Origin of the sequence: Acinetobacter sp. YH12049 (assembly GCF_013419875.1) — a bacterium.
Taxonomy (GTDB): Bacteria; Pseudomonadota; Gammaproteobacteria; order Pseudomonadales; family Moraxellaceae; genus Acinetobacter; species Acinetobacter amyesii.
The window spans coordinates 1-23,778 of sequence record NZ_VOZH01000039.1; the positions used below are offsets into that span (position 1 = coordinate 1).

17 protein-coding genes, 4 pseudogenes and 1 other annotated feature are annotated in these 23,778 nt (G+C 37.8%); of the genes and pseudogenes, 14 read left to right on the forward strand and 7 right to left on the reverse strand.

Annotated elements, in window-relative coordinates; translation table 11 throughout:
• Positions 1–470 (forward strand): annotated as a pseudogene (gene istB / locus FTU05_RS14375) (IS21-like element ISAba8 family helper ATPase IstB); the annotation flags it as partial.
• Positions 471–545: 75 nt separating this feature from the next.
• Here istB and FTU05_RS14380 read toward each other — a convergent pair.
• The 5 genes and pseudogenes from FTU05_RS14380 to FTU05_RS14400 form a co-directional block, all read right to left on the reverse strand.
• Positions 546–1,490, reverse strand: a pseudogene (locus FTU05_RS14380) (Y-family DNA polymerase); the annotation flags it as partial.
• 31 nt (positions 1,491–1,521) lie between these two features.
• On the reverse strand, positions 1,522–2,100 hold the full coding sequence (locus FTU05_RS14385; RefSeq protein ID WP_020753601.1) for a LexA family transcriptional regulator: 579 nt from the start codon (positions 2,098–2,100) through the stop codon (positions 1,522–1,524).
• A 286-nt stretch (positions 2,101–2,386) separates the two neighbouring features.
• Positions 2,387–3,606, reverse strand: a protein-coding gene (locus tag FTU05_RS14390; RefSeq protein WP_087513996.1) for an IS3 family transposase whose coding sequence is annotated in 2 segments (ribosomal slippage) — positions 2,387–3,330 and positions 3,330–3,606 — 1,221 coding nt in all. Because the reading frame shifts where the segments join, the coding sequence is not laid out codon by codon here.
• Positions 3,215–3,331 (reverse strand) — a sequence feature (AL1L pseudoknot). (Overlaps the previous gene by 117 nt.)
• Positions 3,607–3,736: 130 nt before the next feature.
• Entirely contained in the window at positions 3,737–4,078 is a 342-nt protein-coding gene (locus FTU05_RS14395; RefSeq protein ID WP_020753599.1) for a hypothetical protein, read from the reverse strand.
• 157 nt (positions 4,079–4,235) lie between these two features.
• Positions 4,236–4,598: a hypothetical protein gene (locus FTU05_RS14400; protein ID WP_020753598.1), complete on the reverse strand. Its 363-nt coding sequence runs from the start codon at positions 4,596–4,598 to the stop codon at positions 4,236–4,238.
• Positions 4,599–5,630: 1,032 nt separating this feature from the next.
• Between FTU05_RS14400 and FTU05_RS14405 the strand changes: the two genes are divergently transcribed.
• On the forward strand, positions 5,631–6,977 hold the full coding sequence (locus FTU05_RS14405) for a hypothetical protein (protein WP_020753597.1): 1,347 nt from the start codon (positions 5,631–5,633) through the stop codon (positions 6,975–6,977).
• Between the two features lie 55 nt (positions 6,978–7,032).
• Here the strand turns inward: FTU05_RS14405 and FTU05_RS14410 are convergent.
• Positions 7,033–7,964: pseudogene (locus tag FTU05_RS14410) on the reverse strand (IS5 family transposase).
• Positions 7,965–8,019: 55 nt separating this feature from the next.
• Here FTU05_RS14410 and FTU05_RS14415 point away from each other — a divergent pair.
• From FTU05_RS14415 to FTU05_RS14460, 10 genes and pseudogenes are all read left to right on the forward strand, one after another.
• Positions 8,020–8,226, forward strand: a pseudogene (locus tag FTU05_RS14415) (hypothetical protein); the annotation flags it as partial.
• Between the two features lie 82 nt (positions 8,227–8,308).
• Positions 8,309–8,926 carry an AAA family ATPase gene (locus FTU05_RS14420; RefSeq protein ID WP_000158575.1) on the forward strand — a complete coding sequence of 206 codons (618 nt, stop codon included), beginning with the start codon at positions 8,309–8,311 and terminating at the stop codon, positions 8,924–8,926.
• On the forward strand, positions 8,926–9,924 hold the full coding sequence (locus FTU05_RS14425; protein WP_001085468.1) for a ParB/RepB/Spo0J family partition protein: 999 nt from the start codon (positions 8,926–8,928) through the stop codon (positions 9,922–9,924). Before FTU05_RS14420 ends, FTU05_RS14425 begins: the two co-directional genes overlap by 1 nt.
• Before the next feature lie 321 nt (positions 9,925–10,245).
• On the forward strand, positions 10,246–10,698 hold the full coding sequence (locus FTU05_RS14430) for a hypothetical protein (protein WP_031974804.1): 453 nt from the start codon (positions 10,246–10,248) through the stop codon (positions 10,696–10,698).
• 4 nt (positions 10,699–10,702) lie between these two features.
• Positions 10,703–13,069: a hypothetical protein gene (locus tag FTU05_RS14435; RefSeq protein ID WP_099518079.1), complete on the forward strand. Its 2,367-nt coding sequence runs from the start codon at positions 10,703–10,705 to the stop codon at positions 13,067–13,069.
• Positions 13,070–13,080: 11 nt separating this feature from the next.
• Positions 13,081–16,638, forward strand: a complete 3,558-nt coding sequence (locus tag FTU05_RS14440; protein WP_180165812.1) for a hypothetical protein — start codon at positions 13,081–13,083, stop codon at positions 16,636–16,638.
• 560 nt (positions 16,639–17,198) lie between these two features.
• Positions 17,199–18,131, forward strand: coding sequence for an IS5 family transposase (locus FTU05_RS14445; RefSeq protein WP_180165814.1), 933 nt, complete (start codon positions 17,199–17,201; stop codon positions 18,129–18,131).
• Positions 18,132–18,843: 712 nt separating this feature from the next.
• Positions 18,844–20,499 (forward strand): HNH endonuclease signature motif containing protein, encoded by a 1,656-nt coding sequence (locus FTU05_RS14450; RefSeq protein WP_031974807.1) that lies wholly within the window; start codon positions 18,844–18,846, stop codon positions 20,497–20,499.
• Positions 20,500–21,129: 630 nt separating this feature from the next.
• The gene (locus FTU05_RS14455) at positions 21,130–21,315 is read left to right on the forward strand and encodes a hypothetical protein (RefSeq protein WP_000755725.1); all 186 of its coding nucleotides are present in this window, start codon (positions 21,130–21,132) and stop codon (positions 21,313–21,315) included.
• Positions 21,316–21,317: 2 nt separating this feature from the next.
• Positions 21,318–21,965, forward strand: a complete 648-nt coding sequence (locus FTU05_RS14460) for a Fic family protein (RefSeq protein WP_000464611.1) — start codon at positions 21,318–21,320, stop codon at positions 21,963–21,965.
• 106 nt (positions 21,966–22,071) lie between these two features.
• On the opposite strand, the gene FTU05_RS14465 is transcribed toward FTU05_RS14460, so the two are convergent.
• Positions 22,072–22,401, reverse strand: a complete 330-nt coding sequence (locus FTU05_RS14465; RefSeq protein ID WP_031974808.1) for a DUF4236 domain-containing protein — start codon at positions 22,399–22,401, stop codon at positions 22,072–22,074.
• A 208-nt stretch (positions 22,402–22,609) separates the two neighbouring features.
• On the opposite strand from FTU05_RS14465, the gene FTU05_RS14470 reads away from it, so the two are divergent.
• Entirely contained in the window at positions 22,610–23,476 is an 867-nt protein-coding gene (locus FTU05_RS14470) for a WYL domain-containing protein (protein ID WP_046267517.1), read from the forward strand.
• Positions 23,477–23,486: 10 nt separating this feature from the next.
• Positions 23,487–23,778 (forward strand): BrxA family protein (locus tag FTU05_RS14475; RefSeq protein WP_180165816.1); only part of this gene is annotated, 292 nt, incomplete at its 3' end.

Below are 23,778 nucleotides of genomic sequence, written 5' to 3' on the forward strand. Positions count from 1 at the left end.
AAAATGTGGTGTTTCTCGGGGCTAGCGGAGTAGGAAAAACGCACTTATCTATGGCATTAGGCTATAAGGCCATCATGAACAACATTAAGATCAAGTTCATTACCGCCGCCGATCTCATGCTGCAACTCAGTACAGCCTATCAGCAAGGTAAATTGAAAACCTATATGCAACGGGTGATACTCGCCCCAAAATTACTGATCATCGATGAAATTGGTTATTTACCGTTTGGACGTGAAGAAGCGAATCTGTTCTTTAACGTGATTGCCAAGCGTTATGAAAAAGGCAGTACGATATTGACGAGTAACTTACCCTTTAGCCAGTGGTCCAAATCCTTTGCAGATGATGTCACGTTGACCGCTGCGATGTTAGATCGGTTATTGCATCACTGTCATGTGGTACAAATATCGGGTGAGAGTTATCGTTTGAAGGATAAAAAAAGAATAGGGATTCAGCCTCAGGTTGAAACTTAATACGAGATCAAAGGGGTCAATTTTACTTTGCCATTTGTAAGGTAAAAGGGGTCAATTTTAGAATGCCGTTGACAACTTGTTGTAGAAGGGCTTTGAGCTATCAAATGGGTTTGATTGTACGAAACCAATCAGACAACCACACAACAGATTATCATCTCTCAGTCTGCTAACCGCATCCATGACATATAGCGACATAGCCTCCTTGAGATCATCAATATGGTAGATGCGTTGACCAAAAGAGCGACTCGCAATAATTTGCTTCTTGGCTGGTGGCGTATGTTCCAGTTCAATGCAAGCAATTCCATGGAGTTCCAATAAGGTTCTGTGCATCACTACAGAAAATTGGTCCCTGATCATCACAGGGGAAGTCAAGACAAAATCCATAACTGAATGAATCCCCAGGCTGTTGAGCTTCTTGGAATGCTTTCGGCCTACGCCCCAGATTTCACCAACATCTATGGCTTGATGCAGAGTTTCAGCAGAGCATGGATCCATTGAAACCAAGTTGCAAACACCATTGAAGTAAGCGTTCTTCTTGGCAATATGGTTCGCTAGTTTCGCTTCAGTCTTTGAGCGGCCAATGCCAATACATACAGGTAAACCAAGCCAAGAAAACACACGCTGACGAATTTGATGGGCATATTCAGTCAAGTCGTAATTCTCTGAATGAGCTGTCAGATCCAGAAAGCACTCATCAATTGAGTAAATCTCCTGCTCTTTGGGAGATACAAAATCGGACAGGATTTTCATGAATCTGCGAGACATCTCTGCATACAATGCATAGTTGCTCGATAGCACCTGCACCTGATGCTGCTCTACGATGTCCTTGATCTGAAAGAGAGGAACACCCATCTTGATGCCCAAGTCTTTGGCTTCTTGGGAACGTGCTACAGCACAGCCATCATTGTTGGATAGCACAATGACAGGCTTATTGTTCAAGCTTGGGTTAAAGATGCGTTCACAACTGACATAGCAGTTATTGATGTCTACTAAAGCGTAGATCTTGTTTTTACATTCCATGTTAAGAAACCAAGAAGAATGATGAACGCTACTAACGCTTTCTGAATGGCTTGATGACAAAAGTCACTACACCCCAAATTAGCATTTCCTGCCCATCTTGCAGATGAATGTCGGAATACTCAGGGTTCTCTGCTTTAAGCCAACGATTATCATCACCTTCGATCATGAGGCGTTTTACAGTGAACTCATTGTCGATCAGTGCAATCACGATGTCTTCATGCTTGGCTTCAATGCTACGGTCTACAATCAGTTCGTCATCAATCTCAATACCTGCATCCCTCATGGAAAGTGAAGCGACTCTCACAACGAATGTTGCTGCTTCATTTTTGATGAGGTGTTCATTCATGTCTAATGTTTTGTCGACATAATCCTGGGCAGGAGAAGGGAAGCCAGCAGCAACCTTTTCTGAAGCCAAAGGAATACTCATTACAGAGCTTGGATTCACTAGGGTTATAGATGCTACATCATTGAACTTGGCTTTATTTGATCCTGTTAGGTAATTCTTTATTTCAAGAATTCTAGACTCAGGCACACGAATGACCTTAGTAGGTTCATCATATAGAGGCTTTCTACCTGCACCATCTCGACTACCTCCACGTTGTCCAACCATACAATTCACTCCCCAACAATTGAATATGTAACATAATCAAATGATAGGGGATGAGCTTAATCGAAGACAATGAAATTACGATGAATGGTTGATGTGAATCATCAAATGATGTTCCTTTGAGCAGACCTTTACTTATGTCAACGTAGAGGTCAAACCAAGAGGAAGAATAGTTAGTGCCGCCTTCGGCGGTGTTTTGGGATAACCGATTAATGCAAATCCAAACCAAAGGAAACCACTATGAAAATCATGAACCGTACCGGTTTTGTCGGAGACTTTTTTATTTAAGTTAAGCCACCTGACCTAACGGGTTAATCTTATCATAGTACATTGCTTCAAACTCAAAAGGCGACACATAACCTAGTGCACTGTGTACACGCTTTTTATTGAACCAATCTACCCAGTTTAGTGTCGCAAGTTGTACATCTGCTAAACCTTGCCAATCTGCTTTTAAATATTCAATCACCTCTGTTTTGTATAAGCCATTCACCGTTTCAGCCAAAGCATTATCGTATGAATCACCAGTTGTATCGACTGATGCTCGTAAATTTGCTGCTTCTAAACGATTGGTATAGCGAATCGAAAGATATTGCACACCCCTGTCGGAATGATGAATCACATTCTTTGGCATGCCTCGATCGTGCAATGCTTGCTCAAGTGCATCGAGCACCATATCTGTATTCATCCGTGTAGATACTTTCCATCCAACAATTGCTCGTGAGAACACATCAATAATAAAGGCGGTATAGACCCAGCCTGAATGAGTTTGAATATACGTAAAGTCACTGACCCATAATTGGTCAGGTCGATCAGCACTAAAATTACGTTTCACTAAATCATCTGCTCGTTTTTGATCATCTCGGTTGCGGGTAGTTTGTTTGTTCTTACCACGCCAAACACCTTGTATATCTAGCTTCTGCATCAATCGAGCAACTGTACAACGTGCAATAACATAACCCTCACGTTTCAATTGTTGCCAAACTTTACGTACACCATATCGACCTGAACTTTCCTTCCAAATTCGTTTAATTTGTTCAGCATGATGCTTATAATGTAGATCTCGTTTCGCTCGATGTTCTGGATTGTCAGCGAGATCTAAAGTTCGGTAATAAGTTGAAGCTGCGATCGGTAAAATCCTACAAATCGCATCAACACCATATAAGTCTTTATTGTTATGGATGAAATCCACCATTATTTGTGTGGGCGGTCGAGCTCCGCCTGGGCGAAAAAAGCGGCTGCTTTACGTAGAATTTCATTGGCACGCTTTAATTCTTTAATTTCACGTTCCATTTGCTTCATTTTTTCTTGATCAGATATCTGTTGTACTTTAATAGGATTTTGCTGATCTAAATGCTTTTGATGCCAGGCACGAAGTGTTTCAGGAGTACAACCAATCTTAGGCGCAATTGCTGTGATTGCAGCCCAAGTAGAAGGATAATCTTTTTCAGATTCAATTAGTAATTGAACCGCTCTTTCTCTAATTTCGGGGGTATAGGTTGGTTTTTTCATCGGAATAGTCTCTCAGAATATTGAGTCTCCGACAAACCCGGTACGGTTCACTTCCTTATTCCAGCATTTGATTAGGTAGAAGATTGGTTGACCGCCATTCAGTATAGCTTGATCTAGGAAGGCTTGACGCTTACAGCCCTTGATCTTCATTTGTTGTCTTCTTAGTACGTGGCTTTCTTGTTTTTGGTAATACAGGTACACGTGCATCTGCTGTTGCTTTCTTATTGGCTTGTACCAGATTAATGTTGTTGACTTCTAGGCTTGCTTCTAAAGCATTGTCGATACCGCTTTTAAAAGTTTTAATTTCAAAGTCTTCAGGAGCTTTGAAGTACTGTTCAAATACAGTTACAGGAACAGTAGGTCCATTTAGAATAAGCTGTAGCTTTGTTTGATCTGATAGCTCAGGACTGAAGTCTTGATATGTTGCTAATACGAATTTCTTTTTATTGGTGATGATGAATACTGAATACATGGTTGTATCTCTTTTTATTTGAAGTTGTTTTTATTCTTATTGTTTTTCTGTTTGCTTATAATTTTTAGTTATAGAAAACAGATACATATATAACATATTTTTATTATACTGTCAATCCTTATAACTTTTAGGAATAAGAATACCTATTCTGCATAGGCTATTCGTATTTGTAGTCTTTAAAATCAGTTCCCTCTACAAGTGTCATACACGTAAGGAAAGCTACATCACTTGCTAACTGTTCATCTCTTACGTTCCAGAACTCATCTACAACTGCATTAATTAGTTGCTTATAATAGTTTTTATAAAAGGAATGCTTGTTTAACTGTGTTTCTAAAGTATTGAAATAACCTACCTTAAATTCTTCTTTTCCTATGTCTTCATATTTTTGTATTTCGACAGAACTTTTGGCTATATCCTCCGCTACAGCACAAAGACTAAATTTGTAATTATGATCCACTTCAATAGCTTGAGCCATAGTACCAGTACAAGCCAACAGTAAAGTTAAAACTATCTTTTTCATATTAAACAGTTATATGTAAAGTTGTAGCTTCATTCTATTTGATTAGTATTGAAAAATAAACAGCATACAAAACAGATTAGTAGGCAGTCAGTTCAATGTTTGATATGGATACGTGCCTGTTAAGGTACGGATACAGATTAAAGATTGATTATCTGACTGTTAAAGGTTGTTATTCATTGACTGTTAAGGAAATGAATAAGAAGCTTGTTATAGGTTGAACAACTATTTTTCTATAAGAAGATATGAGAACGACTGAAAGGAGTTCGATATATCGCTCTATTCTTTTTCTTTATTTGAAAAATTAATTAAATATTTATTAATTAGTTATCTGTATTTTTTTATAATTTCTTCTTTAAGATTCAAGTTAAAAAAAGCCCTAAAAGATTGACTTTTTTGATAGTCCCAAGACAAGGTTTTGTCTAGCCTTATTTTATAAGACTTTTTAAGCTTCCTTCAAAATCAGTTGAAAACATTGAGTTATAAAAGAATGGACCTCAGCTCGAAACTTTACGAAGTATAGCGAGTAACAACGAAGCTATGCTGAAGTAAATGTTTGAGCAACCAACCGACTGTATGCAATAGCTACAGTAATGGAAGGAACAGAGGGCGGTCAGTAAATAGGCTTTAGGTGCTATGTCTGTGTGCGCTTATGTGTACCTAGAATCCGTACATTTTTGTTTTAAGGTTTTTGCTTTTTTCATTTTTAAAAACAAGTAGTTATAAAATGTCTAAGACAAGGTTTTGTCTACAGCCTTTAAATTTTCCTTTATAAATTCACTGTAATTTGAGTATCGAATTGCAGCGAAAGCCGTATAAAACCTAAGATCAATTAAGACCGAAATCTGTCTTACTTATCCACAGTTTTAAATTTAAAAACAAAACAAGTGTTTAGCTAGACAAATAAAGCAATTCAAGACAAAAATAGATCCACAAGACAAGTTATTGACATTATCTGTCTTGATGTAATATAATCTGTCTCAAGAGGGGAGAACAGTCTTCCATTACAACAATATGCAATGAGGATAATAAAACGTGCAAATAGGAAAAATAAGCACAGTGTTTAAAGTTTATGATGCAATGATGGGTAGCGGTAAGACTACTCAAATTATAGAAAACATTAGAACAGCAGAAAAAGACCAGAACTTTCTTTACATCACTCCATTACTTGATGAATGCCATCGTATTTCAGGTACAACATACGATCCTGAAGATGTATTAAAACGTCCTTTAATTACCACAGAAGACGATACAAGCGTTCATTACGCATATTTAGATGATGCTCCTTTGAAGGAAAGACGTTTCAAGCATCCAAGCTATAAGGGTGGAAATAAAGCTGAAAGCTTGCAATACCTGTTAAAGAACAAAGAAAACGTAGTCAGTACACATCAGCTTTTTATGAACCTAACACCAAATATGTTGGATGATGCGAAAGACTATGTACTGATTATTGACGAAACAATTCAAGTCTATGATGTATATACAGAGCATTCATCTACAGAGTTAGAAGCTCTTTTCCGTTTAGGTTGGATTCATGTTGATGATGATGCTGTCACTCTTCGTTTCAACCGTGAAAAGTATGGTGATAACGGTGGTGACCCGACGGGTACGAAATATGAAAACCTAGCAACAATGTGTGATCTCGGTCAGCTCTTGTATGTGGACCAGAAGCTGATTGTTTGGGAATTGAGTATCGACACACTGAGATCTTTTAAAGAAGTCTGGATTGCTACTTATATGTTTGAAGGCTCTCAAATGTCAGCGTATTTGAAATCGTATGGCGTTGAGTATGAACTGATCCGTTTTGGTAACAAGCCTTCTCAAATTAAGCATTTAGTCACTATTTCAGATAACAAGTTTATTAATGAGATTGGTACTAAAACTACAGCATTGAGTTCAAGCCAATTCAAATCAAATAAGAAAGCTTTATGTGAGCAGTTGTCAAAAAATCTTGATAACTATTTCCGTAACCATGTTAAAGCGAAAAAGTCAGATAGACTTTGGACTTCATTTAAAGAAGCACATTCAGCAATTGCTGGATCACGCTATAAAGAAGAATGGTTAGCCTTCAATACAAAGGCAACTAACGAATACAAAGACAAAACCAACTTAGCTTACTTGATGAACCTATATCCAAATCCAATGGTTGTTAAAGCTTCAGCTATGAAGGGATTCCCTGTTAAGGAAGATGTATTCGCTCTATCTGAGATGGTCCAATGGATATGGCGTTCTGCTATTCGTGAAGGTAACCCAATCAATATTTATGTACCAAGCTCAAGAATGCGTAGTTTATTACAGCGTTGGTTAAATGATGAATTTGAAAATTCTGCTGCTGAAGATATTGAAGTTACAGAAGAAGCCGAACAGTTAGAATTAGTTTAAATTGGCTTTGTTGCACAAAGATTTGAAATGCAAAGCGCCCCTAATTGAGCCAAATTTAAGGCGTAACTTGGGTAAGTGGTCGACCTAATTCCGTAAATCTGTTAAGGACTGCTACACGTGCATGGATCTCATTCACTTGGCTATCAAAACTCCTTGCACTGAGTTTATCTCCTAATAATTTGATGCAATGCATCTTAGTTTCAACCAACTTCGCCGATGATAGCCTGACCATTTTTTCCATAGTGTCCTGCCTAAACGTTTAACTGTTCGAAGTAATTCATTTCGCTCTAGCGAGCTACTCTTTGTATCTTTCCATGGTTTCGCATTTTTTCTAGGTGGAATCACCGCATGTGCTTGCCGATCTGCAATGACCTCACGGCATTGCTTGGTGTCATAAGCTCCATCGGTATAAACAGAGTCAATCTGCTCATCTTGTGGAATCTGATTAAGTAAATCACCAAGCACCTGTGAATCACTGACATTATTGGTTGTAAGCTGAACTGCTCGTATTTGTAGGGTTTTGGCATCTATACCAATATGTAGTTTACGCCATTGGCGACGATATTCAGCTCCATGTTTCTTGCGTTTTCATTCGCCCTCACCTAGAAACTTCATGCCTGTAGAGTCTACGAGTAGATGCAGCCCATCGCTACTTTTTTGGTAGCTGATTGCAATATCAATATGCTTTTGTCTTCTACAAAGCGTACTGTAATCTGGTGCGGTCCAATTTAATCCGCAAAGTTTAATCAGACTTTGCACAAAGCCAGTGACCATACGTAAAGATAGACGGAATAAGGATTTAATCATTAAGCAGCATTGGATAGCTGCGTCGGAGTAGGTTTGATTTCGCCCTTGTTTGCCTTTTGATGGAGCATACCATTGCGTAGCAGGATCAAACCAAATGACAATATTTCCGCGACTCATGAGTGCTCGGTTATATGCGGGCCAATTGGTTGTGCGGTAGATTTTGTGTGTAGGCTTCTTCATTTGAAAATTATATCGCTGAAAAACCCTTTACAGATAGGTTTGTGCAACAAAGCCTTACGACGATCACACTCAGCTATGCATTCACCTTGCTGATTTTATTGCTACATACAACTTCGACCGCAGACTCAAAACACTCAGGGGCCTGACTCCCTACGAATTCATCTGCAAACAGTGGATAGATGAACCTGAACTTTTTAAGATTGATCCGATCCATCAAATGCCGGGACTACACAAAAGAAAAAAAAGGCTTTTAGTTTTTTAAATTTCCACTGTGGAAAATTAAAAATATTTTTTTAATTTTTAAAATTATGCTAATATAAATTTAATTTTTATATATTTAATCCATGACAATATACGTAATTGCCAATCAGAAAGGTGGCGTTGGAAAGACCACACTCTCAACCAATTTAGCTGTTGCTCTGAGCAAAAAAGGTCAGACTATTCTTGTAGATGGAGATGATCAACAATCCTCTATAAAATGGAGTAAACGTAGAACACAAGACTCGATTACAACCATTTCGCTCAAAGATAATTTAAAAGAAGAACTACAACAGTTAAAAAATAATAATAAATATATTGTATTGGATGTTGCAGGACGTGATTCAGCTGAGTTTCGTTCAGCATTATTAATAGCAGATGTTCTTATTATTCCAACGCAACCTAGTCAAACAGATATCGAAGTGCTGCCATTTGTGCTTAGATTGGTAAATGCTGCTAAGCAAGTAAATAAGAAATTAGAAACTTTTGTAGTCTTAAATAAAGCACCAACCAATACCAAATCTACAGAAATTGATGCTGCTTTAGAGTTGCTACAACAAGTCAAGTCTGTGAAAACACTAAATACCATTGTGCGTGATCGCAAACAATTTCGCGATGCAATGATCGAAGGAAAATCAGTATTAGAAATGGGTAGTAGTAAAGCAAAAGATGAATTAAATGAATTTTTGGTGGAGATCCTGTAATGGCGAAAAAACCACTCATTGTCGATTTTGATGATGCCTTTGAAATGGAACAAGCATTTATTAATGCAGCAGGAACAGGCAAAGTTGCATTGGTATCATCGACTGAAAATAATATTGTTGATCTACCTATAGAGCTTATTGACTTCTCAGAGCATCAACCTCGCATTATTACAGACAAAGTTTTACAAGATGTTGAAAAGCTTGCCAAAAGTATTGAAACGAATGGGCAAATTTATCCGATTGTTGTGATCAAAAAAGAAGAAACATATGAGCTTGTTGGTGGAGAAAAAAGGTTTCGAGCTGTTCGTGATGTATTAAAACATAAGACTATTCGTGCAATTATTCGAGATGATAAATCTACAGAAAAGACAGCTTTAATTTCATTGATTGACAATTTACATCGGTCAAATCTTAGTGATTTTGAATTAGTCAATGCTATACAAAAACACTGCGATGAGTTTGGTTATACTATACAAAATATAGAATTTATTACTCAAAAATATCAATTAGATCAATCTAAATACTTTAGATTAATGAGCTTTTATAAACTGCCAAACTATATAAAAGAAGATCTAAAAATCCACCCCAAAGCGATTTCAGGTGCAACCGCACAACAATTGTTAACTGAATTAAATAAACTGGTTTTAAAGTTTAACCATCAACTAGTTGAAGATACCACGTTAACCATATGGAAAAAGTACCTAAATGAATTTACAGAAACAAATCGTCCATCAAAAAAATTCATTTATCAAATAGAAAAAGCACTAACGGTACAAGAGACAGCTAAAAAACAAGATCAAAGCATCGAAAATGCCTCTCTAGTAAACAAAATGATCTTAAAAAATAAAAATGGTCTTAAATTTGGTTCGATTAAGATCGAGAAAAGTCTCAATGGGAAAACAGTCCTAAATATTCGCACCAGTTTAAATGCTGAATTTAATCAAGAAAAGATTGAAAAGTTAGAAGAATTTCTTGCCGGTTTAGATGACCACCCATAAAAATTATAAATTTCCACTGTGGAAATTTATAATTGAGTATCCAATATTTTTTTAAATATTGGGTACTGCTATTTATCATACATATTGAATTAAAAAGTGTTAAAGGGAAAAATGCTTACCAGAACGGTAACTGATCTTCTGATGGATCTAAAATTTCATCCATATCAGAATCAACAATATTTTTATCTTCATGATCTGCCTTTTTAGGCTTAACAGATTCTGTTGAGCCTAAGTTGTAAATTTAAAAATTAGCCATTTCAACAGTATTGAGTTTATACAGCCAGTATCAGCTGAGATGGTTACGATAGAAAAAAATTGGAAATGCAAAAAAAATCACTTGAAGTCCTGACCAAGTTAAGTGCAGTTTTGATATTAGATTTACCAGATTTTATTCGACATTTTATCTTGAATCTTAAAAACAAGCTGGATGCTTATATCAAAAGAATTCTTAACAAGGGTGAAAAATCCCATAAAGGTGTTGATGAATTTGAAATTCTAAAATGGTTAATCCATAAAATTTCTTTAGATTTGGAACAGGTTCCAAAGCACAAACATAAAGAGGTACATGCTGTTCTATTTACATGTTTTTTTACTCAATTGTCCGATACCTTAGGTTTGCCATTATCACGGTATATGAAGGTGGGAAAAAATCCGCAGCGTTGTGTTCAATTGAGTGCAAACACTTATAAAAAATACTTTGGCCTGAATAAAGACTTGAAGCTCAAGTTCGAACGAAACCTGAATATCAATTTTTACCCTGAAAAATTATGGTAGCTTTATGAGCCAAACTGATGAATTGTCAGCTGACAAGCAAATTAAACTATTGGAAGAATGGGTCAATCAACCCCTGAGTGTAAAAAAACAAATTTTGACTCAGCTCTTGGCGCAAGATCAGCAGGCACAGGAACTGTATGCTGCTGCTCACAAAATACATGTGGTGATTAAAAATAATCGGATAGTGACACAACAGAAATTATTAGCAGGGTTAACGCAATGGGCTAAAAGTGCATCTATAGGAGAACTAAGCGACCAACAAAAAGCAGTATTCATCTATTCCTATCTTTGTACTGCAGCCTTGTGTGAAATACTGAAGGAAATCATCTTGTTAGAGCCTCAGATTACAAGGGATGAAAAGGATGAAAAGGATGAAAAGGATGAAAAGGATGAAAAGGATGAAAAGGATGAAAAGGATGAAAAGGATGAAAAACAGGTTATTCTAAATAATTGTAAAAACAACAATAAAATCAACACAGTATCTTATAATTTAAAACTTCTTTTGCAAAAGCAGTTATCGAATACTGAGAAAAATAAACTGTTGTATAAAAAAGTTACACGCAAACTCCAAGCTATGGATGAATTTGATGCCAACGAGTTAAAAATTCTTTTAGAGCGTAAAACAATAAAAAATGATTTTGAACAGCTTAATCTTGGCCGTTATATTCAACAATTTATTATTGTTTTCAACGAGATTGCCAATAGTAGATTAAATTCAACAGTAATTAATGTTCAGGCTTTAATTAACGATATTAAAAAGGGCATGACCTATAAATCTGATTCAGGCACATCATCGTTGGATGTAGAGAATGAGGATACTGGACAGGATACAGAGGCCAATCTTGTCGATCCTGAACAGGATGAGATCGCCAAGCGGGTGAAGGGGAGTTTCTCTGATGACAAACAGAAACAGCTCGAAAAGCAAGCTAAGAGAATTCAGCGACGTGACTTAGCCTGTAAAACTAATCCGCTTTATCTGAAACCCAGTTTATTAACTGAGGTATATCAGCGATTGCAGAAGTGTTATCAAGAAAATAAGAGAAATGATGCATATCAATCGGCTTTAGCTGTGTGTGGTCTGATGTGTCTCTTGACCGGTCTGAGTCCAACGGTCTTTCAAAAGATCAAGTATTTGATTGATATTGGTAGAATTAAAAAAAAATCAGTCAAAAAAGTCATCCATTATTATTGGGTGATCGATCCTAAGTTGAATGCCAATCATTCCGGTGCCATGCAAGATAAAGCACAGCGTTATAATCGGGCCTTAACCCTGGAATGGCGCATGCCAGCACCCTGGATCACCAGTTTAGAGGCTTTAGAGGAACCTGAATTTTGTGTGATTGAGTACAATAATTTTTTGCGGGAAATTTTTAAAGAGCATGCAATTGGCGAAATCACCTGTGGTATGTTAGAGCGGCAAATCTATTTTTATATGGATATGGAGACGGATGATAACCTGGTCGCACACTTGCTGGCCAACAGAGATAGCCGTCATATCGTGCAATGGAACTATGAAGGGCGTCAGATCGATCAAATCGACCAGCATTTTCAAGGCTATATTAATGTTCTATTAGACCGTAGAAAAGGTGAACCATGGATTGAGGATGAACACCCTGGTCATATTTTTCATCGTGAGGAACGTATCGGCAGTCAGCGATGCTGGACTGTAGAGGCCGCGAGTAAATTTTTTAATCAGCTTTATCATTTTGTCAAAAACACATTAGCCAATACTCAAGCGAATCTGATCGAGAAGCTGAATGCTTACAGCATTTGGATGTGGCATCTTTCCTTAATCTGCCTGACGGTGCGTCCAATAGTCGGCATGCCGGGGTTACTGAAACATTATGATCCTAAGGCACAACTGCTTTACGTGCATGATAAAAAAACTGATTCACGAAAAGTAGGACGTCCTGTTCCTGTTACAGGCTACTGGCAGGATCATTTCAATGCATATCGAAAATATCTGACGAAAACCATCGAATCACTCGGGATAAAAAGTTTGCAAGCGCAATTGGAAAACGATGGTTTTATGCTCTATGTCATCTCACATCCTCGGATCAAGTCCCAAAAAGGTCAGGTGAATCTTGCTGAAGTCGTGGAGCATTTGGAGTTACAGCCCATGTCTGCTGATTTTGTCACGAATTACCTTAAAGAGACTGTACAGATTTATAAAAACTGGCCAAGGCATTTCACTAAAAATCATCTCGCCCTGAGTGGTGACATTCACAATACGCTATATACCCATGATAAGCAGAGCATGGGATTCAGTCACATTTCTGGATTAAGCCCTTATCTCTACAAACACGACATTCAGCAACAAGTTAAAAGCTTGCTCAACAAACTAGAAATCGCAAAGCTTGAAGTGCTTTAAAGGACCATCTTGTGCTTGATACATCACTTGTTACGCAATTAGAAAATGCCATTAAAAGAGAAATCGGTGACATTTTTAAGGAAATTTCTCAGCTGATCACTGCTACATACACAGATGTAAATTCTGACCTTGCTCAAATTGATTTTAAGTGGCTTGATCAGCAAATTCTGGACAAGTTTACTCTCTATAGAGCAGTTTTAGAGCAGCTCTGCCAAATATCCAAATTTAAGGGCAATGCTGCAGATTACCTTCAATTCTGTTTTAAACAAGTGAAACGGATTTGTAACGAGAAAAACCAGCAGTGGCAAAAGGATTACCCTTCCTATGCCGAGAGCTATGAGATTAAGTTGCCCGATTGGATAGTCTACACACCTAAACGTCTAGACAACGTTTTTTCAGGACGAAAGTTACAGCAGGGTACTATGCTCGTCGAGGTAAAAGAAAAACTGTATGTGAATTGGGCGGATTATCTCAAACAACAAACTCAAGGTATCCTCTTAGACTCTACGGCTAAAGAGCAACAAAAATTAGTGAATACCTTGTTTGAATGTCTTTGTATTTCATTAATTTTTGATCAGGGATGCATGCAACCTGAACGACTGATAGCCATTCATGATGCGATTTTTCATATGAACCTAGATAGTGGCTTGCTTCCGATCTATTCAGATGCCGAAAAGGTTCAAAAGGCTTATGTCTTTTCATACACCTTGCCCTCGACAAAGTATGGCAACATCTATCGTCAGGATGGCGAAGAAGAGGCGGAGTTATGGCAAACCCAACACATTTATTTCAATGCCTTTGCGATGCTATGTTATCGACGGATTCAGGAGCTAATCAATGGACCGCAAGGGTATGTATTACAAAGCACTTCGCCATTGCTGTACTGGGAAAAAGAACAGAGTGAAATTGAAACGGGGAATCAGCCTGAAGCCTTACTGCTAGAAAAACTTAAAATCCATTTAAACATTGTACTGAATATGGCGGAGGAGGGGGACTCTAGAAAAGCACGTGAGGATCAGCCATTTGCACAGCTTAATCACGTGAAGCTATTTTTAAAAGGCTTGGAAAAGACCGGTTTTGCCATTTTTAAGCATATGGATTATGTCTTGTGGCAAGAGATTCCTAATCTGGATGTGTTAAGTACCAGTGTACTGAACAATCAGATCATCACTTCGCCTTTAATCTATGAGCAGTATACACAGCTCTATGATCAACCCGATTGCTGGAAAACTATTCAAGCTAGAATCAAAAATCTTGAAAAAAAGCCTCAACTCTTAGACTTGGAGATGCCTACAGTTACAGTCAAAACATTTCATGATCGACGAACCGGTCAACGTCATGAGCTGAAATCCTGGCTTTTATCTTTTCATCAGGATATCAAACCCAAACAGCTTGCGGATCAACTCCAAGAAAGCATCCAAAAATCTGAGGACTATAAATCTGCGTATGAGGCTGGAAATGGCGAGTACCTAGATTATGTAGTGGCTATTGCACATTTACGCGTGTGTCAGTGGTTAGAAAACGAATTTGCTTATCATGTGAAAGCAGCGATTAAAGTCTCCACGATCAAGCGTTACTATAGTAGTTTTGTGCTTGACCTACTTTGTTGTATTCTAGAACAGCAGATCAATCTAGATACAGCCACTGAAGAGCAGTTTGAGGAAATGTATCGCACGATTGTTGAAGAAAAACTGCTGAATGATCAGAGAAATCATAAAACGACCGCCCAAACCAACAACAATAAAAAATACAATACCTCGGGTTATGCCTTTGATCGGCTGAAAGCTTTTCACCAATACTTAGTCAAGAATCATCGTGCACCGATTGTGCAATATTTATATGAACGTCAAAGTGACGGTTTATTTTTAAAAACCAGACTCATTAGTCCGCAGATGTTTCAATTGATGATACGGATTCTTAGAGGATACCCAGAAGCTTTGGGTCTGACTGAGCAGGATGCAACCTGTCTAGAATGGGTTTATACATTGGCATTTAGACTGGGCTTGCGTATTGATGAAGCTGCCGGGATCTGTATCGATGATTTTGTATCTCCGCAGTTACGAAAACATCCTGACAATCGACAGCTCTATTATGTGTTTGAATCCGCTTTAGATCAGCAGAAAGACGATCGATCTGACCATAAAATGAGAAAAACAATGGGTGATATTGATGATCTCACCCTTAGGATTCGTCTAAATTCTGAGCGTGATCTGAAAAGTGATAATGCCACGCGTCAGTTTGATTTAGCTTATTTTTTAGCACCGGACGAGTTCACAGGATTTTGTCGCTTTTATCAAAACCAGTTACCTGGCTCTAAAGCGACTGCAGCAGTCTGCAATAGAAAAATCAAACAGCTCTTTATGCTGGGTGAACAACCTTTATCCAGTACAAATTTATCAAAAATTACCCAGTTGCTGTTTAATACTGTATTAGGGACAAACGATCATCAATATACCTTTCACGCTTTCAGGCATAGTACCGCTTCACATTTGGCTATCCTTTTAAAAGGCAGCATAGCACTGGTACGTTGTTTTACTGACTATGATTCCGAGTTTGGGCGTAAGCTTAAAAAGCACATTTTACCCAATATGAAGGATGCTTCATCGCGTAGTGCCCAAGCCTGGTCTCGACTTGCGCATCTGATGGGGCATGAAGACATTCGGATCACTGCAAGACATTATCTGCATCATCTGAATATCCTGATTGCTGACATGTTTTATCAAGCAAACCGTGAATATTCACCTCAATTGATCAAGGCATTATTAGGCGATAGTCAGTTGATGCATCGCGATTTCAAGGTTAAATTTCAGTCGAATGAAACAGATATTTTAAAATTGATGAAGAAGATTCATTCACACACAGAAAATAATTCTCAAACTGCTGCATTAAAGAGCAAGAAAAAGCAGAAGCAGCCTCAACAACAGGACGTATTTTTATACCGTGAAACGTTTCTAGACGAATACCGGAAGTGGCGGGAAAAAAAAGAAAAAGCAACGATCGATCCTGAAGTATTGAAATTCATTCAATCGATCAGCCAGCCGTTTTCTCTCTATACAAGTCACGTCAAAAATGATGCTAATCATGAGGATCTTATCGGTTTTACTTGGAAGAAAATGGTGACATGGTCTAATCACTATGAGATTGAGAAACCTTTTAACTTAAATAAAAATGTAACCCAGAATGATCTTAAACATTTTTTTTATTGTTTAGAAAATAAAATTTCACTTGAAAAAGATCGTCCTATTTTGAATTTTAAGGCATCATCTGAAAATGACTTGATTGACTATCAAAGATTCTTAGATTTTATTAATAAAATTTATTCAAAAGATTCAGATAATTTTTTAAAATATTCAGATAATTTTGAATGGGATGAATATAATACGGGTGAATTTAATAATGTAAAAAAGGGCGAGGTGAAAATAAAAAAATATAAAATATGGAATAAAAAAGATAATAATTTTATTCAAAAGATGCTGTTGCAAAGCGTCTTTTACAAGATGAAAGAGTGCCTAGAGGTTCTATCAGAGGTTGACGATATCAACGGAAATTCATCAAAAAAAACACATTGAAATCAAATGGATATTTTTGTTGATTTTACAGCTTAGTTTTTTTTAGCATATTTTTGCAGAAAAGTGAGTTTTTATCGCTCAAAAACTGGGTAATTAAGGGTGAAAATCCAACCCCGGGTTTTAGGCTTTTTGAGTGTTTTTTAGCCTAAAAAACAGCATTGTTGAGACGCAAGACAATAATCACGCTACGTTAAAATTAATTGAAATATTATTGATATAAATAATACCTTTTGTTGTTAATAAAATAATAAATTAAAAGCGATTTAATATGAAATTGAGTGTTGTTTTAAATTAATTGGAGAATCAGTTTTAAATAATGTAACCCTCTATTTTGGGTTGATTTTTTTGGTTTTTTAACCAAATAAAAAGTACGTTTTTTCATATTATGTTGATAATTTTTAATCAATTTTATACATTGCTGAAGATAGAAACTGTATTTAAGTTGAATTAATCTGTTTTGATGAGTTAATGCTCATAAATGAAAATTCCTTATTCTAGCCTTTAGTGGCTTTGTTGCACAAACCTATCTGTAAAGGCTTTTTCAGCGATATAATTTTCAAATGAAGAAGCCTACACACAAAATCTACCGCACAACCAATTGGCCCGCATATAACCGAGCACTCATGAGTCGCGGAAATATTGCCATTTGGTTTGATCCTGCTACGCAATGGTATGCGCCATCAAAAGGCAAACAAGGGCGAAATCAAACCTACTCCGACGCAGCCATCCAATGCTGCTTAATGATTAAATCCTTATTCCGTCTGTCTTTACGTATGGTCACTGGCTTTGTGCAAAGTCTGATTAAACTTTGCGGATTAAATTGGATAGCTCCAGATTACACCACGCTTTGTAGAAGACAAAAGCATATTGATATTGTAATCAGCTACCAAAAAAGTAGCGATGGGCTGCATCTACTCGTAGACTCTACAGGCATGGAGTTTCTAGGTGAGGGCGAATGGAAACGCAAGAAACATGGAGCTGAATATCGTCGCCAATGGCGTAAACTACATATTGGTATAGATGCCAAAACCCTACAAATACGCGCTATTCAGCTTACAACCAATAATGTCAGTGATTCACAGGTGCTTGGTGATTTACTTAATCAGATTCCACAAGATGAGCAGATTGACTCTGTTTATACCGATGGAGCTTATGACACCAAGCAATGCCGTCAGGTCATTGCAGATCGGCAAGCGCATGCAGTGATTCCACCTAGAAAAAATGCGAAACCATGGAAAGATACAAAGAGTAGCTCGCTAGCGCGAAATGAATTACTTCGAACAGTTAAACGTTTAGGCAGGACACTATGGAAAAAATGGTCAGGCTATCATCGGCGAAGTTTGGTTGAAACTAAGATGCATTGCATCAAATTATTAGGAGATAAACTCAGTACAAGGAGTTTTGATAGCCAAGTGAATGAGATTCATGCACGTGTAGCAGTCCTCAACAGATTTACGGAGCTCGGCCGACCTCATACCCAAGTTGTCACTTAAATTTGGCTCAATTAGGGGCGCTTTGCATTTCAAATCTTTGTGCAACAAAGCCGCCTTTAGTTAAAACTGCTAATCATAAATATTCTAAAAATAGCCTAAGCTTAATAAGTGGTTCAAAAGGGGCCCAGGCCTTTGCTTTGTCAAAATCTGATTTGCCAAGCAAAGGCCTGGGAATCCGCGAATTTGATTTTTTGTTTTAATAATGCTCAATATTTTAATTTATTGAGGTCCTTTCATAGAATTAATGATTAAAAAAAGTCTAATTTGGTTTGACCAAAGAAAAAGATACAAATATGATAATTACATTACAGTAAAATCTGTAATCAGGCGTGGAAACCTGAAAATTACTACAGAAGCATTAAAACTGCTTTAAGCGGTTTTTTTGTGCTTATTATGCTTAGCTTGCCATTATGGTAGGCCAGGCAGGGCAGTCGATGACTGGCCGTCTTCTGTAGTGCGGTATTTCCACCCCTGTTTGGTCTACCTCCATCTCGTGGAAAAAGATGGTTGTAGATAGTAAAATCTAAACTACAGGTACTCAGCATGAAGATTTCATTATCTCAAATCCCCATTTCTCTTACGTTTCTTTTGTTAGCGCTGACCGGATATTGACGGTCATTTAATTCATCGCTTTAACCAAATTGAACGATATGCACTTTCAAATTTCGTATTTGAGCGAATATAGAGAAGTGCTGCCTGGAGAAAACAAAAAATGGGCCAAACTCGATTACTGACGAATATCATTCAGCGTAAAGTCATGTTGCCAGAAGAAATGTCACCATCAATGCAACGAGACAATTTTGAAGTTGCACTGACTGATTTTGAAAAGCATGCCATCATCAAATGTTTATTTAAAGCGGATAACCAGCGTTCTACTGAATGTTGGAGTGTGCGGGAAATTGCAAACTTTATTGGGAATTGCACAGAAGATCAAAATATCAATTTGTGTATCTTGTATTGGAAAGATATACACGGCAACATCTATATTATCGATGGGGCGCATCGTCTTTCGAGTATTTATGCGTGGGTCAAGAGATATTTTGCAGATGAACAAGCCACTCAAGCGCCTAATTTTAGCGATCAACAAAAAGAAGATATTCGTGACCTGCGAAATCATTTAGGGGATCTGGCTGACTTCCAAAAAATTTGTATTGATCCTAAATTTGCAGAACAAAAATCTAAATTAGACGATATTAAAATCAGTTTCCGGCAAGTGCTTGGTACTCCAGAAGATGCACGACGCGTATTCCAATCGATTAACTCAGATACTAAACGCCTGGATAAATATGAGGAATATCATCTAAGAAGTCGGGGAAGTGATGCATATTATGCGATCTATGCTTGTTGTTATATCAATGACAATAAATCCAATTTAGAAGAGCTTCAATATACACGTTTAAATGCGCTCATCGAGTTGGGGGAGAGGATCCATCAGCTGCTTTTCTCTACCATCTTATTAGATACTGAAATGAGTCATGGCAAAAAAATTGGCTTGGTCAATGAGCTCATGAATATCATCGCGGGTGATCGGATTCATAATATCATGAGCCTGAATCAGGGTGAACGCGTTGAAAAGATCATGTCACATCTGTTTACGGCCCTTTGCAGAATGGCCACTCCTGTAAAAAATACTGGGGTTCCGAGTTTGGGCTTACATCCGTTCTTATATTTTTATAAGGACCAGCGTTTTCAAATTACTTCCTTTCTAGCATGGTTTTCAATTGTGTTTGAAATTCATGAAAGTCGCATGCAGATTCATCATCGAACGATTAGTTTCAAGGACTTCACCCGGGTACGCCGTAGTATTGAGTTCTTGATCGCCAATTTCCCCGTGGCGACCACCGAAACGGTCGGCAAGTTCGGCAGTGGTATCAAGGGCTATGATCGGCTACAAATTGTCTATAAAGCCTTTATTTGCTTAAGTTTGGAAATGGAGGTTGATTTTGATGATGAGGAATGCCTGAATACATTTATTCTGTCCATGTCTAAGGCCTTCAAATACATAAACTTTAATGAGTTTTATGTTGAAAGATTTTTGGGGAATTATGATGATACGGTCGTGAAGCATGTGGTGGGATATGTGGAGTCGATTAGTCCAATCTCGCGCTCAAAGCCCAAATCCTTTTCAGCATTAACCAAAAGTTTACTTAAGCACAATTTTCTGGTGGGTAATCATAACTTTTGCCTCATTTGTGATGGATTAATCTATCTTGATTCTACTGAATCGGATCATAAAATTGCCAAAGCCGTTGGTGGGCAAGGGGTGCTAGAGAATGGTCTGCTGGTTCATCCAATCTGTAATAGAATGAAATCAGATCTCAGCTTAGAAGAGATCAGAGCGGATTTGTTTGGTGAGTTATTGTATTAATCAGCAGGGCTATGTTTTTGTGTTCTCAAGTGTGTTAATTAATGATAAATCACATGATTTAACTTTTGATCTATTTTGCCAATGTGGTTTTTTTAATTCAGTAGACCTCTTGCGAAAGTATAGTTTTATCTAATTTTTGAATTGGCTAAAGCCTCATAAAATATAGCTTTTGGCTGCTTAAAATTTGACTAACGCAAGAAGTCTAATGCAGAATCATAGTTAGAAGCTAGCTGTAGTTTCTGAATGATCGTCAAGATCCTTAGTTTTGCCCATAGATTCCCTCTATGGGTATTTTTTTGATCAAAAATCATGTGTAGATGCCCTAGAATAAACCTTTTAGCATTTCATAAGCAATCAAGATTAAGCCTGACACCATCAGCACCACAAAAATGAGTTCCACTCTAGTTAACATAGTAATTCCATTTACTTTTCACCCAATTTATGTGGCAAATAAGTCGTAGTAGCAATGACATAACATGACATAGAAAATAATCAAAAAGACAGAATTTGGATTTTTATATTCAAGGTGAATTATTAAGATAATTGTGAAAACTTCATAGGAACTTCTTTTTTCTCAATGAAAATGTTATATCCTTAGAGTCTGCATGATCCATTTGAAGCGAGAATTTTATGAAAAAAGTTATTGGTATGAGAAATAGCCGTACTGAAGCCTTTAAAATCGTAAAAGCTTCATTTGCCGTAGATAATTTGGTTGTAGATAATAAAGGCTTACAAGCAATTAATGACTATGTGACGGGTTCTAAGACATTTGAACAAGCCAGAAATACACTCGTTGAAATGTACCGTGTACGATAAAAATGTTTTTTGATGATGCACTACATTATTATCTGACGGAAGAAGATTTTTATGATGATCCATTCTGTGATGAAAATGGTGTTTTGATCAACAATCTTGGTATTTCTAATACCAAAGACCTGAATGAGGCAGAGAAAGCGCTAAGTGCCTTACAAAATACAAGGTTACAGGAAAATATCTCTGTTTTTCTAGGCAATTTTGATTTACAGCACTTACAAAATATACATCATCAATTATTTATGGATGTCTACCCATGGGCTGGCCAATTAAGACGCGTGAATACCTATAAAGGTGAATGTATCTTTCTCCGTTACAATAGCATAGCTCCTTTATCAGATCTGCTGTTTTCATGCCTCAATAATAACTTTAACCATTTGATTAATAATAAAGAAAATATAGATTTGGTCTGTAGTTTTTTAGCCAGATTTTTTGTTGTTTTAAATTATATTCATCCATTTAGAGAAGGTAATGGTCGCTCACAACGTTTCATGCTAGGCCAGATACTATTTAAGTTAGGTTATACGATCGATTGGACCACTGTGAGTTCAGATGCTATGAATCAAGCAGTGATCGCAGGATGGAAAGAAGGTAACTTTAAGCTCACTGAAAAAATGATTAAACTTAATATTCAAAGATTAGAAGTAAGTTGAACACCTAACCAATATCGTACTCAGCATCAATTTTGGTGTTTCTTCAGGCCTACTGCTGACACTTCAAATGATTCCATGATAAAAATCAAACATCATTGTAAAGCCTCTAAAAGACGATTGCTCCAACAATAAAACACAACACCCCAAAAGCGATCCAGAGCCAGACAGTTGATCTGGATGTCTGCATACCTGGGTTATTCAATGGCGGTGGTTGCTCAGAGGCGTTCTGTGGAGTATTCGGCCTGTTTGTATGAGGATGATGCTTGGAATAAGAAAGTCCTGTTCCGGGAATGCCCACGCTGGTTCGGGTGCCTTTTTTACCAATATTTAAAGAAGCACCGGGTTTGCCAATGCTGGCACTGCTGATGCCTTTATGGGTCAGATTAATTTTAAAACCCGGGAATAATTTAATACTTTTACGAAATCTAAAACCCATATTGCTCTCATTCTAAAACTTAGCTCAATTCACGCGCTATACCAGGATCCATGATCTGCTAGAGATCGTACTTTGACGGCTATCATCAGGATACTAGTATATTTTTTATCTGGTGATTGCAATACTACCTTTAAATACCGTCAAAAATGTTTACTGTATATTTGCTGTAGGGTAGTCTTAAAGCTGCTATTTATTGACTGATTGGTATATGACGACAGATAAGCATGAAGTGCTTCTCAGAATGAGAGCCATTGAACTCCTTGCATACTGGGAAGGTCGTTTGGTTACCAATCGTTTGATGAGCTGGTTTGGACTGAGTCGACAGCAGGCTTCTGCGGATATCAAGCGCTATAATACGCTGTATAACCCCGATGCCTTGATTCATGATCCCTCAGTCAAGGGTTATGTGCCTAAAGCCAGCTTCCAGCCTGTACTGACTACAGCGCATATCAATGAATATCTCAACATGCTGTCAGGTTTGGTTAGTGAATCGCATGCGCTGATTGCGATGCCAGAACCGAATCTTGCAGCAGTTCAATTACCCGATCGCAGTGTGCGTCCTGAAGTCATCAGGGAAGTATTGCGTGCCTGTCGAACACAAAGCTGTCTCAAAATTATTTATGCCTCCATGCAGAATCCGCAGTGGCATGAACGCATCATTTCCCCACATACCCTGGTGTATACCGGTTTTCGCTGGCATGTCCGTGCCTATTGCCATCAGAGCAAGCAGTTTAAGGACTTTTTACTCTCCAGAATTGATCGCACACCTGTTGTGGTGGCGATTGAGTCAGTAGACCCTGCTCAGGATCAGCAATGGCATGAAGAAATTGTACTGACGCTGATCCCTAATCCAAAATTGAATGAAGCTCAAAAAGCGCTGGTCGAAAAAGACTTCGGCATGCCTGATGGCAGATTACAGATTCCGGTCAAAAAAGCCCTGGCTCACTATACCTTGCAGCGATATCAGGCTGCGATCACGCTGGCTGAAGCAGATGATGCCTTGAAATATCCCTTGGTACTACAACGTTCAGATATCGAAAAACTGTCGTCTTATCTGTTTGATCAGGCCTCATAGGAGATTGGCCATGTTAGAACAATTTCATTATGACAGTGACCTGATTGGTGGTTCACTGATGGTGCGTGAAAGTCGGTTAATCGCGGATCTGTTATTGCGTGAGGCGACTCCAGAACAATGGCATCAGGCGATTCAGGTGGACAATATTCTGCAAAAAAGAACGCCTGCTTCAGCTCAACGCAATGCCACCGCTATTCGTAAGCGTCTGGAGCGCTTGGAGCCTGATTTCTGGAAAGCACTACGTGATGGGGATGATGAGCTGGCGACCCAGGTGGCTTTTTGTGGCGCATTGGAACGCAACC

Excerpts from the sequence above, each read along its gene's own strand:
- FTU05_RS14385 (WP_020753601.1), bottom strand. The coding sequence starts at position 2,100 with ATGGTTGGACAACGTGGAGGTAGTCGAGATGGTGCAGGTAGAAAGCCT.
- FTU05_RS14395 (WP_020753599.1), bottom strand. The coding sequence starts at position 4,078 with ATGTATTCAGTATTCATCATCACCAATAAAAAGAAATTCGTATTAGCA.
- FTU05_RS14400 (WP_020753598.1), bottom strand. The coding sequence starts at position 4,598 with ATGAAAAAGATAGTTTTAACTTTACTGTTGGCTTGTACTGGTACTATG.
- FTU05_RS14420 (WP_000158575.1), top strand. The coding sequence starts at position 8,309 with ATGACAATATACGTAATTGCCAATCAGAAAGGTGGCGTTGGAAAGACC.
- FTU05_RS14425 (WP_001085468.1), top strand. The coding sequence starts at position 8,926 with ATGGCGAAAAAACCACTCATTGTCGATTTTGATGATGCCTTTGAAATG.
- FTU05_RS14430 (WP_031974804.1), top strand. The coding sequence starts at position 10,246 with ATGCAAAAAAAATCACTTGAAGTCCTGACCAAGTTAAGTGCAGTTTTG.
- FTU05_RS14435 (WP_099518079.1), top strand. The coding sequence starts at position 10,703 with ATGAGCCAAACTGATGAATTGTCAGCTGACAAGCAAATTAAACTATTG.
- FTU05_RS14445 (WP_180165814.1), top strand. The coding sequence starts at position 17,199 with ATGAAGAAGCCTACACACAAAATCTACCGCACAACCAATTGGCCCGCA.
- FTU05_RS14450 (WP_031974807.1), top strand. The coding sequence starts at position 18,844 with ATGGGCCAAACTCGATTACTGACGAATATCATTCAGCGTAAAGTCATG.
- FTU05_RS14455 (WP_000755725.1), top strand. The coding sequence starts at position 21,130 with ATGAAAAAAGTTATTGGTATGAGAAATAGCCGTACTGAAGCCTTTAAA.
- FTU05_RS14460 (WP_000464611.1), top strand. The coding sequence starts at position 21,318 with ATGTTTTTTGATGATGCACTACATTATTATCTGACGGAAGAAGATTTT.
- FTU05_RS14465 (WP_031974808.1), bottom strand. The coding sequence starts at position 22,401 with ATGGGTTTTAGATTTCGTAAAAGTATTAAATTATTCCCGGGTTTTAAA.
- FTU05_RS14470 (WP_046267517.1), top strand. The coding sequence starts at position 22,610 with ATGACGACAGATAAGCATGAAGTGCTTCTCAGAATGAGAGCCATTGAA.